Genomic DNA, 12,864 nt, shown 5'->3' on the forward strand with positions numbered 1-12,864 from the left:
CAGGTGAGATTCCTGCCAGAAGTAGAAGAAAGGCTGGGCTGGTTAGCCAGTTCAGAGAAAGAGTGAATATGACATCAGTAGTTGTTGTAGGAACCCAGTGGGGCGACGAAGGTAAGGGTAAAATTACAGACTTCTTGTCTGCTAATGCTGAAGTAATCGCACGTTATCAAGGTGGTGATAACGCTGGACACACTATCGTTATCGATGGCACTAAGTATAAATTGCACTTGATTCCGTCAGGAATCTTCTTCCCAGAAAAGATTTCTGTAATCGGTAATGGTGTGGTTGTCAATCCAAAATCTTTGGTGAAGGAAATCAACTATCTCCATGATTCAGGTGTAACAACAGATAATTTGAGGATTTCAGACCGCGCACATGTCATCTTGCCTTACCACATCAAATTGGACCAGTTGCAAGAAGAGTCTAAAGGTGAGAACAAGATTGGTACAACCAACAAGGGTATCGGTCCTGCTTACATGGACAAGGCAGCCCGTGTTGGTATCCGTATTGCAGACCTCTTGGACAAGGAGATTTTTGCCGAGCGTTTGAAAACAAACTTGGCTGAGAAAAACCGTTTGTTTGAGAAAATGTATGAGTCAACTCCGATTGAGTTTGATGAAATCTTTGAAGAATACTACGCTTATGGTCAAGAAATCAAAAAGTATGTAACAGATACCTCTGTTATCTTGAATGATGCTCTCGATCAAGGTAAACGTGTCTTGTTTGAAGGTGCGCAAGGGGTTATGTTGGATATTGACCAAGGTACCTATCCATTCGTTACTTCTTCAAACCCAGTTGCTGGTGGTGTGACCATCGGTAGCGGTGTCGGCCCAAGCAAGATTGACAAGGTTGTTGGTGTATGTAAGGCATACACCAGCCGTGTTGGTGACGGACCATTCCCAACTGAATTGCACGATGAAATCGGAGACCGTATCCGCGAAATCGGTAAGGAATACGGTACGACAACTGGCCGTCCACGCCGTGTCGGTTGGTTTGACTCAGTGGTGATGCGCCATAGCCGCCGTGTGTCAGGTATTACCAACTTGTCCCTCAACTCGATTGACGTCTTGTCAGGTCTTGAAACGTTGAAAATCTGCGTGGCTTATGACTTGGATGGTGAGCGTATTGACCACTACCCTGCAAGTTTGGAGCAACTCAAACGTTGCAAACCAATCTATGAAGAAATGCCAGGTTGGTCTGAAGACATCACAGGTGTGCGTAGCCTGGATGAATTGCCAGAAGCGGCTCGCAACTATGTTCGTCGTATCAGCGAATTGGTAGGCGTTCGTATCTCAACCTTCTCAGTAGGTCCTGGTCGTGAACAGACCAACATCCTTGAGAGTGTATGGAGCGCAAAATAGTGTGCGAAGACTGAACGAAAGTTCGGTCTTTTTCTGTTTGGTCGAACTTTGCTTTCTTGTCCAGAATTTGATATAATCATGCTTATCAAACAATAAAAGAGGTAAACAAATGGAAGGTTTATTTTTGCCGCTTGTCATGGTTGCCATGATTGGTTTTATGTTCTATTCGCAACGTAAACAACAAAAACAACGTCAAGAAGCGCTAAATCAAATCAAAAAAGGTGATGAAATTGTGACCATTGGTGGGCTATTTGGTATTGTCGATGAAATCGATGATAAAAAGGTTGTTCTCGATGTTGATGGTGTTTATTTGACATTTGAACGTGGTGCTATTCGTAATCGTGTAGCAAGTTCAGGTACTACATCTGCAGTTGTTGAAGAAGCGGCAGTTGAAACGACAGAAGCGACTCCAGAATCTGTAATTGAAGAATAAGGATGAAAAACCGAGGGAAACCTTGGTTTTCTCTTGTTTTAGCCCTGCCTGATTTTTGCTATCCTAGGTAAAAATATGGTATAATGAAACGATTATACAATAAGGAAAATACCATGTTTAAATTTAATTTTAAAAAGAAAGAAAGCATTGAAACAGCAATTGAAGTCCCTAAGCATATCGCTGTGATTATGGATGGCAATGGCCGTTGGGCGAAAAAGCGGATGCAGCCACGTATTATGGGGCATAAGGCTGGTATGGATGCACTTCAAAAGGTTACCAAGACGGCTTCTGATCTGGGAGTAAAGGTGCTAACTGTCTATGCCTTTTCTACAGAAAACTGGTCTCGACCGGAAAAAGAAGTGAAGTTTATCATGAATTTACCTGTGGAGTTTTATGATAAGTATGTTCCTGAACTCCATGCCAATAATGTCAAAATTCAGATGATTGGTGACCATTCCAAACTTCCTGTTCCGACTCTCAATGCGCTTTATAAAGCTGAACAAAAGACAAAGAGTAACACTGGTTTGATTCTCAATTTCGCTCTGAACTATGGCGGTCGTGATGAGGTGACTCGCGCAGTCAAGGCTATTGCGCAAGATGTCTTGGATGCCAAGTTCAATCCTGGTGATATTGATGAGAAATTAATAGCGGATTACCTCTATACAGGAACCTTATCACCAACGTTACGCGATCCTGATCTAGTTATCCGTACAAGTGGTGAACTTCGTCTTAGCAACTTCCTGCCGTGGCAAACAGCCTACAGCGAGCTGTACTTTACAGATATTGCTTGGCCTGATTTTGATGGAGAAGCACTTAAATTAGCGATTAAAGAATACAACCGTCGCCACAGACGTTTTGGCGGTGTATAAGGAGAAGGTATGACAAACGATTTACAGAAACGAGTGATATTTGGCGGCATTGCTCTAGCTATTTTCATTCCCTTTTTGTTGGCTGGTGGGATGGCATTTCAATTTTTTGTAGGCCTGTTAGCTATCATTGCTACGGCTGAATTGATTAAAATGCATCGCCTAGCCCCAAATTCTATCGAGGGTGTCCTAGCTATGTTGGCCAGTTTAGTCTTGGCTCTTCCACTCAAGAATTATCTGACATTTTTACCGACGGATGGAAATTACACAGCCTACGCCATTGTAGTATTTTTACTGCTTGGTTCGACGGTTTTTAATATCGGCCATTACAACTATTCCGATGTGGTCTTTCCAATTGCATCAAGTTTCTATGTTGGTATCGGCTTTCATAGTTTGATACTGGCTCGTATGGATGGGCTCAATAAAGTCTTCTTTGCCCTCTGTTTAGTCTGGGCCACAGACATTGGTGCTTACTTAATCGGTCGTCAGATTGGTCGGAGAAAATTATTGCCGAAGGTTTCACCGAATAAAACGGTTGAAGGCTTTGTAGGCGGTATTCTTTCTGCGGTGGTAGTTGCTATCATTTTCTTGATTGTCGATAAGTCCTTGTTGGCGGGCTATTCATTTGGCATGATGATGTTGTTGGTTGTGATTTTCTCGATATTCTCACAATTCGGAGACTTAGTAGAAAGTGCTATTAAACGCCATTTTGGTGTGAAGGATTCTGGAAAAATTATTCCAGGACACGGTGGTATCCTGGATCGTTTTGACGGTATGATTTTTGTCTTTCCAATCATGCACTTCTTTGGATTATTTTAAGGAGGTACTATGAAGGGAATTTTAGCATTTATATTTATATTTGGTGTGATTGTGGTTGTCCATGAATTTGGTCATTTCTACTTCGCCAAGAAAGCTGGTATCCTTGTGAGGGAATTTGCGATTGGGATGGGTCCCAAAATTTTCGCTCATACGGGTAAGGATGGGACACTTTACACCATCCGTATTCTTCCTCTAGGTGGCTATGTTCGAATGGCTGGATGGGGTGAAGATAAGACAGAGATTAAGACAGGTAGTCCTGCCAGCCTCAGTCTGAATGAAGCTGGTGTTGTGACGCGGATTAATTTGTCTGGTAAGCAACTGGATAGTCTCAGTTTGCCAATGAATGTAACCAGTTTTGACTTTGAAGAAAAATTGGAAATCACAGGCTTGGTCTTGGAAGAAAGCAAGACCTATAAGGTTGATCACGATGCCACGATTGTAGAGGAAGATGGGACAGAAGTTCGGATTGCTCCACTTGATGTTCAGTATCAAAATGCGACAGTCTGGGGACGGTTGATGACCAACTTTGCGGGTCCCATGAATAACTTTATTTTAGGGATTCTAGTATTTATTATTTTGTTCTTCATGCAAGGCGGGGTTGCCAACCCATCAAGCAATGCAGTAAGTATTACTGAAGGTGGTGCTTTGCAGGCTGCAGGTGTTGTTACAGGGGACAAGATTCTTTCGGTCAATGGGAACACGACAGACAGCTACACAGAAGTTGCAACGATTATTAGCAAAGCAGCGACAGATGCAACAACAGCCCCAAGCTTTGATTTGGTTGTTGAGCATGATGGGAAAAACCGTCATGTCTCCGTTACTGCTGAACAAGTAGATGGGACCTATCGAATTGGTATTTCACCGATTTTGAAAACTGGTTTCGTTGATAAAATTGTCGGTGGTTTCCAAGAAGCGGGAGCGACAGCTCTTAGGGTTGTGACAGCTTTGAAGAATCTAATTGCAAACTTTGATGTTAAGCAGTTGGGGGGACCGGTTGCTATTTATAAAGTAAGTTCTCAAGCGGCTGAATTTGGTTTGGTTTCTGTATTGGGGCTAATGGCTGCGCTCTCCATTAACCTTGGAATCTTCAATTTGATTCCAATTCCAGCCTTGGATGGTGGTAAGATTGTTATGAATATTCTGGAAGCCATTCGCAGAAAACCACTCAAACCAGAGACGGAATCTTATATCACTCTAGCAGGTGTAGCCGTTATGGTGGTTCTTATGATAGTAGTCACTTGGAATGATATTATAAGAGTCTTCTTCTAAGATAATTTGAAATTTATGAAAGGAATTGAATGCGTGCTAAATGCAGGATGTTCTGAAAACTACGAAAAAGAAAGGAACAGAGAGTTTTCATATTTGAACTCGAGCGTCAGCGAGGGTTTTGATAAGTGACTTCTGTGATTTCTAATCAAGTAAACTACGAAAGGAACTGAATGCGTGCTAAATGCAGGATGTTCTGAAAACTACGAAAAAGAAAGGAACAGAGAGTTTTCATATTTGAACTCGAGCGTCAGCGAGGGCTCAGATAAATGACTTCTGTGATTCCTAATCAAGTAAACTACGAAAGGAATTGAACAAAAGCTAGAAACCTAGTAAAAAAGACCAATCGCCTTGTGCCGATAGGCACTGCGTTGATTGCCTATTTTTATACGGTTTTCTTGACGCTTTTGTATCTTAAATTATGAAACAGTCTAAAATGATTATCCCGACTTTGCGGGAGATGCCTTCGGATGCGTCGGTGATTAGCCACGCTTTGATGTTACGTGCGGGTTATGTCCGTCAGATTTCGGCTGGTATTTACAGCTACTTGCCATTGGCTAACCGTGTGATTGAAAAAGCAAAAAACATCATGCGTGAGGAGTTTGATAAGATTGATGCTATTGAATTTTTGGCTCCAGCTCTCTTGTCAGCGGACATTTGGCGTGAGTCAGGTCGTTATGAAACATATGGCGATGACCTTTACAAGCTCAAAAACCGCGAAGGTTCTGACTTTATCTTGGGACCAACTCACGAAGAAACGGTGACTCTTTTGGCGCGTGATGCGGTCCAGTCTTACAAACAGTTGCCGCTCAACATCTACCAAATCCAGCCAAAATACCGCGATGAAAAACGCCCGCGTAACGGTCTTCTCCGTGGTCGCGAGTTCATCATGAAAGATGGCTACAGCTTCCATGCTAGCTACGAGAGCTTGGACCAGACCTACGATGATTATAAGCGTGCCTATGAGGCGATTTTCACTCGTGCAGGCTTGGAGTTCAAAGCTATCATCGGTGACGGTGGTGCCATGGGTGGTAAGGATAGTCAGGAGTTTATGGCTATAACTCCAGATCGTACTGACCTGGACCGTTGGGTTGTCTTGGACAAGTCGGTTGCTTCTTTTGAGGAAATCCCAGAGGATGTTCTAGAAGCGATCAAGGCAGAACTCTTGGCATGGTCTGTGTCTGGTGAAGACACCATCGCCTACTCTAGCGAATCAGGCTACGCTGCCAACCTTGAAATGGCAACTAGCGAATATAAACCAAGTACAGCAGTTGTAGTTGAAGAAGACTTGGTTAAAGTAGCGACGCCAGATGCTAAAACGATCGACGAAGTTGCTGCCTTCTTGAATGTTGCGGAAGAGCAAACTATCAAAACCATGCTCTTTATGGCAGATGGCGAGCCAGTTGTTGCCCTCCTTGTTGGCAATGATCAAGTGAACGATGTCAAGTTGAAAAACCACCTCGGAGCAGATTTCTTTGATGTAGCAGGCCCAGCGGATGCTGAAAAAATCTTCGGTGCAGGTTTTGGTTCCCTTGGACCAGTCGGCTTGCCAGAAAACATCAAGATTATTGCAGACCGCAAGGTGCAAGATGTGAAAAATGCTGTTGTCGGTGCTAACGAAGACGGTTTCCACTACACAGGTGCCAATGCAGGGCGTGATTTCCAAGTGACTGAGTATGTGGACATTCGTGAAGTCAAGGAAGGCGAACCTTCTCCAGATGGACACGGGGTTCTCAACTTTGCCCGTGGTATCGAGATTGGTCACATCTTCAAACTCGGTACACGCTATTCTGACAGCATGAATGCCAACATCTTGGATGAGAATGGTCGTTCTATGCCGATTATCATGGGATGCTACGGAATCGGTGTTAGCCGCCTCTTGTCAGCCGTTCTTGAACAACACGCTCGCCTCTTTGTTAACAAGACACCAAAAGGCGAATACCGTTACGCCTGGGGAATCAACTTCCCTAAAGAATTGGCACCGTTTGATGTGCATTTGATTCCAGTCAATGTCAAAGATGAAGCGGCAATGGAATTGACTCAGTCTATCGAAGCGAGCTTGGTTGGTGCAGGTTATGAAGTCTTGACAGACGACCGTAATGAGCGTGTCGGCGTTAAGTTCTCTGACAGTGACTTGATTGGCTTGCCAATCCGTGTGACCGTTGGTAAGAAAGCAGCTGATGGCATCGTCGAAGTGAAGATCAAGGGCACAGGTGATACTGTGGAAGTCCATGTGGACCAACTCCTTGAAACCCTTCAAATCCTTACAAAAGAAAATGAATAACAGAAAAAGACTTGGTTGATGATAGCCAAGTCTTTGTTGATAAAATGGGAGTGGGAAAGAACTCGACTAGGTCAAAAAGAGTTCGTCTTTCCACCCCCGCACAGTTGATTAGGTCAGATTTGGAGTGTGAAACACGAATAAATCTGCCAAACAACCGCTGCGCTGAGATGTTGACACGAACTCTGATAAGTTGCGCGGGTCTTTTTCCAAAAGCCTATTTTTTTTATAACATATTTAGTAGGAGGTTATAGAGGATAGCTCCTGCGACTCCTCCAAGAATTGGGCCAGCAACTGGGATCCAGCTATAAGACCAGTCAGAATCTCCCTTGTTAGGAATTGGAAGGATGGCATGCATGATACGAGGAGCAAGGTCACGAGCAGGATTGACTGCGTAGCCTGTTGTAGATCCTAGTGAGAAGCCGATTGCAAATACGATAAGTCCCACGATGATTGGGCCGAGGCCAGCGCTGACATTGTTAGGGCCAATTGCAAGGATTCCCATGACTAAGACAGCTGTGCCAAGAGCCTCGCCGAGCAAGTTTGAAGCTGTGTGACGAAGAGCTGGTCCAGTAGAGAAGGTAGCAAGGATTGTTCCGCTATCTTTTGTTTCCTGCCAATGTGGATAGAAATGGAGATAGAGGACGATGGATGCCAACATTGCTCCAGCAAATTGGGCAAGTAGGAAGCCTGGGACTTGAGCCCACGGTAGGGAGCCGATAGATGCCATTGCGATAGTGACAGCTGGATTCAGGTGGGCAGGTCCAAAAATTCCTGATAAGTAGACGGCAATTGTTACAGCGATGCCCCATCCTAGTACGATGGTCAGCCAGCCGCTATTTTCAGCCTTGGTTTTAGAGAGGATGCAGGATGCAACCACACCGTTTCCAAGTAATACTAGTATGAAAGTTCCAAGTAATTCTCCAATCAGATTCATAATGACCTCCTATTTATTGATTGTCAGTTCTTTTAATTGTTCAAGAATAGTCTCCAAGTCAGCTCCAGCCTGTAAGAGAGCTGCGGCAGTGTAGCAACCTTCGACGACTGGTACGGTCTGGATAAGAATTTGTTTGTCTGTAAAATCGGCAGCAAGTTCCATGTTCATTCGGGCGCTACCTAGGTCGAAAAAGGCAAGGAGGGTATCAGCAGGGTTTGCATCAACTCGCTCTTGTACGATTTCAAAGCTGGTACCGATGCTACCATCTTCTAGTCCGCCACAGTAGGTGATGGGAATATCTTTTGCGACTTCAGATACTAGGTCGATGATTCCTTGGGCCAAATTTTTTGAATGGGATACGAGTAAGATACCAACCTTTGTCATAGTCCTGCCTCCAACATGGCTTCAAAGAGAAGTCCAGATGAGAAAGAGCCTGGATCAATGTGTCCAATAGACCTTTCCCCAACATAGGAAGCACGTCCCTTGGTCGCAGCAATATCCTTTGTCCCTTGAACGGCTTTATGGATAATTTCCGTTGTCAGCTGGCTTTCTCTTAGGGCAGCAATGACGGGAATCCAAACGTCTACCATGGTTTTCTCGCCTAATTCAGCCTTGCCACGTTTTTGGATCATGTCCAAACCTGCTTGAAGCATGTCTGCCAAATCAGTGCCGGCTTGACTGGCTTTAGTAATCCCCATAAAGGCAGAGCCGTAGAGAGGACCGGAAGCACCGCCAACCTTGCTGAGAAGTTGCATGGCAACCACCTTAAAGACTTGGTCCGCAGTCTCATAGTCTTTTTCAGATAGCTCCTGCATGACGGCAGCCATTCCTCGCGCCATGTTGCCCCCGTGATCTCCATCTCCGATAGGAGAGTCAAGCTCACTCAAATAATCTTTGTTTTCTTGAATTTTCTTGTTGAATATCTCCATCCAGAGTAATGCTTGTTTTGCATCCATAGTCTTTCTCCTACCAAGCTACCACTTCAACAGGTGCCTGCAAAGCGTCAATCCAGCTTGGGTCTTCTAGTTTGATTAAGGTCAATGACAGTCCAGCCATATCAATCGATGTCATGTAGTTACCGATTTTCTTGTAGTCAACGACCACGCCTTTTTTAGCCAGCAATTGAGCAACGTCGTTGGCAAAGACATATTGCTCCATCAGGGGGGTAGCGCCGAGACCGTTGATAAGGACACCATAGTGCTCGCCATCTTGAATATCGAAGCCTTCTGCCAATTTCTCAACCAATTCTTCAGCCAATTTAGCAGATGGTTGGAGTTTTTCTTTCTTATAGCCAGGTTCGCCATGGATACCGACACCATATTCAAATTCATCTTCTTCAAGGACGAAGCCTGGTTTGCCCACTTCTGGTACAGTAGCGCCTGATAGGGCTAAGCCGATAGTCTTGATTTGTGGGACGAGACGGTCGGCCAGTTCCTTGATTTCTGCTAGGGATTTGCCAGTTGTTGCAGCGTGACCGAGAATCTTGTGGACAAGGATGGTACCTGCTACCCCACGACGGCCTTGGGTATAGAGGCTATTTTCCACAGCGATATCATCGTCCACAACGACACTGGCTACTTCGATGCCCTCCATTTCCGCCAATTCTTGCGCCATCTCAAAGTTCATGATGTCGCCAGAGTAGTTTTTGATGACCATAAAGACGCCTGCACCCTCGTCAGCAGCCTTGATGGCTTCCAAGATTTGGTCTGGTGTTGGTGAGGTAAATACTGCGCCACATACAGCGGCAGACAACATGCCCTTGCCGACAAAGCCTGCATGAGAAGGTTCATGACCAGAGCCACCTCCTGAGATGATGCCGACTTTACCAGATTTTTCGGCCTTGCGGATAATCACATCAAATCCATCGATTCGATCGACAAGATCTTGGTGCATAAAGACAAGTCCTTTTAACATTTCATCAACGACATGTTCGGGTTGATTGATAATTTTTTTCATGAGAAAACTCCTTTGTTTTTGTTTGCGCTTTCATTTTACATTGTCCGAAAGAAAAAAGGAAGGGACAGATTATCCAATGTGTCCCTTTTGTTCCAAAGAAAAGCATGATAGGGTATAATAAAGAGGAAGCGAAAGGAAGTGACATATGCCAACCTCGTTGATTACAAAGAAAAGGATTGCAAAGGCTTTTAAAAAACAGCTATCCCAAAAATCCTTTGATAAAATCTCAGTTGTCGACATCATGCAGGAAGCAGGGATTCGTCGTCAAACCTTTTACAACCATTTTTTAGACAAGTATGAGTTGCTGGACTGGATATTTGAAACAGAATTGCAGGAGCAGGTAACTGACAATCTGACCTATATTAGTGGAATCAAGCTTCTGGATGAGCTTTTGTACTACATCGAGAGTAACCAATCTTTCTATAGGCAACTCTTTGAGATTAAGGGGCAAAATGATTTTGTCAGCTATTTAGAAGGCTACTTTATGGTTTTGATGGAGAAAATTATCAACGAATACCAGCTTCAGGAGGGTAAAATGATTTCCCAACAGGATAAGCATTTTTTGATTCTCTATCATGCTAATGCTTGGATTGGACTGATAAAGGAAGGACTGACGCAGTCGCCTTGTCAAATTCACAGTTATTGGAAGCAAATGGTGGCTCTTGTTCGCGAGTCGTTTTTGATTTTGTAGGAGTTAATATATGGTGTTTATTAGAAATAGACAGGCAACAATTATTGAAGATTATTTGGATGGTTTCTGTCGAACCAACCCTAAAGTGAAGAAAGTGAAGGGACTTCCGATTGTTCTGCAAAGAAGACAAAATGGAGAACTGATTCCAATTGTTTCTGGCGGTGGTTCTGGTCATGAGCCAGCCCATGTTGGCTTCGTCGGTAAAGGAATGCTGACTGCAGCAGTCTATGGAGAGATTTTTACTCCACCAACTGCTGAAGAAGTCTTGGCAGCCATTCGTGCAGTAGATAAGGGCAAGGGAGTTTTTCTGATTGTAAAAAACTTTGAGGCAGACCTTGTCTCTTTTAGAAAAGCCATCGAATTGGCTCGGCAGGAGGGAATTGCAGTCAAGTACATCGTATCCCATGACGATATTTCTGTTGACACGAAAAACAACTTCCGTATGCGACATAGGGGGCTAGCTGGGACAATTCTACTGCATAAAATCCTAGGGGCAGCAGCTCTTTCTGGGTATGATTTGAATGCCTTGGAACAATTGGGGTTGTCCATAGCAACAGAAATTGCGACCATCGGTTTTGCAACCAAGTCGGCCTATTTGCCCAATGCTGCCCTGCCTTTGTTTGATTTGGAGGAGGGACAAATATCTTACGGCATCGGTATCCATGGAGAAGAAGGCTATCGGACCGTTCGTTTTGAATCCTCCGAGCAGTTAGCCAATGAAATTGTGAACAAATTAAAATTAAAATTTCGCTGGAAAGAGGGGGAAGACTATATTCTTTTGGTCAATAATCTTGGATCTATGTCCGAGGTTGAGCAAGGAATCTTTTTGAACGACATTTGCCAATTTCTAGAACTAGAAGGTCTGAAGCTTTCCTATATAAAAAAAGGTAAGTTTATGACTAGTCTAGATATGGGAGGAATTTCTGTCACCCTCTGTCGTGTCAAGGATCAAAAATGGCTGGACTTTTTAGAAGCACCGACAGAAGCTGCGGCTTGGTAGGTTCCTCTTTTCATAGAACATCCACCTCTAGGTTTTTTCCCATAGAGGTTTTTCGTGCACTCTTTCTATTTTTTAGACAAAATACCTTAACAAAAATGGTCAGGGAGGAGAATGGCACTGATAAACAAAAACTTTGTCATAAAACGATTCAGAAGGATGATAAGATGACAAAGAAAAAACAATTGACCGGACTCGTCCTTGCGACAGGTTTGTCTGTTTTTGGAAGCGAAGTCCAAGCAGACGAAATCGTCACAGCCGCTAGTCCAGCAGAGGCGGAAGCTGTCAGTTCGACAACCAGTAGCCAACCGGTCACTGCTCGGGATGTGCAGATGCTCAGGCAGTGGTTGATGAAGCCAGTCAAGTAGCGCAAGCCATTGATACGGCAGTGGCGACAACGGAGCAGGACTGGGCATGCTCGGATTGGCAGTAGGAGTGAGACGGAAAGGAGAGTAGGGATGAGTAATCACGTAGTAACTAACCAAACTATAGATATTATAGCCTATAAATTGGGAGACAGATTGAACGGTATGTCTGCTAAAGATGTTTTAGATGCACACTATAATCACGCAATAAATAACGGCGGTAGAGTTTTTTTTACAGTAGAGACTCAAAATGTTACGAAGATTGGTAGTGGAAAACAGCCAGGAAAAATCATCTTGACACCAGGCGATTTTTCAAGAGGATTTGAGGCGGTTATAGTTGATTTTGATGAGTTTCAGAACAGAATGCCAAACTCTAGCTACCGAAATCCGTCACAATTTAATACGAACCAAGAAAGTCAGTCAAATTATACTTGGTTTGAACTAAATGATCTTAAATGGCTTACTACTTCAGACTTGGCACAATTCAAAAATGTGAACACAAGTAAACCACTTACGGTTAGTTTATCAGGTCAATCTTGTCGTATTTATGTTCAGTAAGTACGCTGGAATAACTAGGTATTGAAAAATTCACAATATAAATAAACAAAATCCTCGGAAAGCACTCTGAGGATTTTGTTCTGTGTTCATATTTTTATCAAGTTTATGGTATAATTATTTAGTAGAAAAGTGAAGACGGTGGCTTTCGATTTTCTGAAAGTGAGGGGATGCCTATGGGCAATTCATCAAAAACTAACAGAAAGGCTAACCTATACTTGATGGCAAGTAAACTTGCTCATCAAGTAACGACAAATCCTATACGATTTGTCTAAGGTGCGCACTAGTTTTATTTTTGAAAAATATCGTTTCAAAAATAAAACGTCGGAGGGTTAGT

14 protein-coding genes are annotated in these 12,864 nt (G+C 43.6%); 10 read left to right on the forward strand and 4 right to left on the reverse strand.

Annotated elements, in window-relative coordinates; genetic code table 11:
• The first annotated feature begins 68 nt into the window (after window positions 1–68).
• The 6 genes from ODU39_RS01015 (at window position 69) to ODU39_RS01040 (ending at window position 7,029) form a co-directional block, all read left to right on the forward strand.
• Window positions 69–1,361 (forward strand): adenylosuccinate synthase, encoded by a 1,293-nt coding sequence (locus ODU39_RS01015; protein ID WP_002940128.1) that lies wholly within the window; start codon window positions 69–71, stop codon window positions 1,359–1,361.
• Between the two features lie 109 nt (window positions 1,362–1,470).
• The gene (gene yajC, locus ODU39_RS01020) at window positions 1,471–1,794 is read left to right on the forward strand and encodes a preprotein translocase subunit YajC (RefSeq protein ID WP_398579661.1); all 324 of its coding nucleotides are present in this window, start codon (window positions 1,471–1,473) and stop codon (window positions 1,792–1,794) included.
• A gap of 113 nt (window positions 1,795–1,907) precedes the next feature.
• A complete protein-coding gene (locus ODU39_RS01025; RefSeq protein ID WP_013730586.1) occupies window positions 1,908–2,663 on the forward strand; it encodes an isoprenyl transferase in 756 nt (251 codons plus the stop codon).
• Between the two features lie 9 nt (window positions 2,664–2,672).
• On the forward strand, window positions 2,673–3,479 hold the full coding sequence (locus ODU39_RS01030; RefSeq protein ID WP_398579662.1) for a phosphatidate cytidylyltransferase: 807 nt from the start codon (window positions 2,673–2,675) through the stop codon (window positions 3,477–3,479).
• Between the two features lie 9 nt (window positions 3,480–3,488).
• The gene (gene rseP / locus ODU39_RS01035) at window positions 3,489–4,748 is read left to right on the forward strand and encodes an RIP metalloprotease RseP (protein ID WP_398579663.1); all 1,260 of its coding nucleotides are present in this window, start codon (window positions 3,489–3,491) and stop codon (window positions 4,746–4,748) included.
• 418 nt (window positions 4,749–5,166) lie between these two features.
• On the forward strand, window positions 5,167–7,029 hold the full coding sequence (locus tag ODU39_RS01040; RefSeq protein WP_398579664.1) for a proline--tRNA ligase: 1,863 nt from the start codon (window positions 5,167–5,169) through the stop codon (window positions 7,027–7,029).
• A 223-nt stretch (window positions 7,030–7,252) separates the two neighbouring features.
• Here the strand turns inward: ODU39_RS01040 and ODU39_RS01045 are convergent, their stop codons facing one another.
• Genes ODU39_RS01045 through dhaK form a run of 4 tightly spaced genes read right to left on the reverse strand, consistent with a single transcriptional unit; the run spans window position 7,253 to window position 9,919 of the window.
• Entirely contained in the window at window positions 7,253–7,963 is a 711-nt protein-coding gene (locus tag ODU39_RS01045; RefSeq protein WP_136647322.1) for an MIP/aquaporin family protein, read from the reverse strand.
• A gap of 9 nt (window positions 7,964–7,972) precedes the next feature.
• Window positions 7,973–8,347 carry a dihydroxyacetone kinase phosphoryl donor subunit DhaM gene (dhaM, locus tag ODU39_RS01050; protein WP_044680584.1) on the reverse strand — a complete coding sequence of 125 codons (375 nt, stop codon included), beginning with the start codon at window positions 8,345–8,347 and terminating at the stop codon, window positions 7,973–7,975.
• On the reverse strand, window positions 8,344–8,919 hold the full coding sequence (gene dhaL, locus ODU39_RS01055) for a dihydroxyacetone kinase subunit DhaL (RefSeq protein WP_105257344.1): 576 nt from the start codon (window positions 8,917–8,919) through the stop codon (window positions 8,344–8,346). The genes dhaM and dhaL overlap by 4 nt, the downstream gene beginning before the upstream one ends.
• A gap of 10 nt (window positions 8,920–8,929) precedes the next feature.
• Window positions 8,930–9,919, reverse strand: coding sequence for a dihydroxyacetone kinase subunit DhaK (dhaK, locus tag ODU39_RS01060; RefSeq protein WP_105142570.1), 990 nt, complete (start codon window positions 9,917–9,919; stop codon window positions 8,930–8,932).
• Between the two features lie 145 nt (window positions 9,920–10,064).
• Here dhaK and dhaS point away from each other — a divergent pair, with 145 nt between their 5' ends.
• From dhaS to ODU39_RS01080, 4 genes are all read left to right on the forward strand, one after another.
• Window positions 10,065–10,610, forward strand: coding sequence for a dihydroxyacetone kinase transcriptional activator DhaS (gene dhaS / locus ODU39_RS01065; RefSeq protein WP_024378834.1), 546 nt, complete (start codon window positions 10,065–10,067; stop codon window positions 10,608–10,610).
• Between the two features lie 10 nt (window positions 10,611–10,620).
• Window positions 10,621–11,610: a DhaKLM operon coactivator DhaQ gene (dhaQ, locus tag ODU39_RS01070; RefSeq protein ID WP_398579665.1), complete on the forward strand. Its 990-nt coding sequence runs from the start codon at window positions 10,621–10,623 to the stop codon at window positions 11,608–11,610.
• Window positions 11,611–11,774: 164 nt separating this feature from the next.
• Window positions 11,775–11,975, forward strand: coding sequence for a hypothetical protein (locus tag ODU39_RS01075; RefSeq protein ID WP_136670669.1), 201 nt, complete (start codon window positions 11,775–11,777; stop codon window positions 11,973–11,975).
• Window positions 11,976–12,065: 90 nt separating this feature from the next.
• Window positions 12,066–12,530, forward strand: a complete 465-nt coding sequence (locus ODU39_RS01080) for a hypothetical protein (protein WP_398579666.1) — start codon at window positions 12,066–12,068, stop codon at window positions 12,528–12,530.
• Window positions 12,531–12,864 lie beyond the last annotated feature (334 nt).

Source organism: Streptococcus sp. 2021WUSS126 (assembly GCF_044427255.1).
Taxonomy (GTDB): Bacteria; Bacillota; Bacilli; order Lactobacillales; family Streptococcaceae; genus Streptococcus; species Streptococcus hashimotonensis.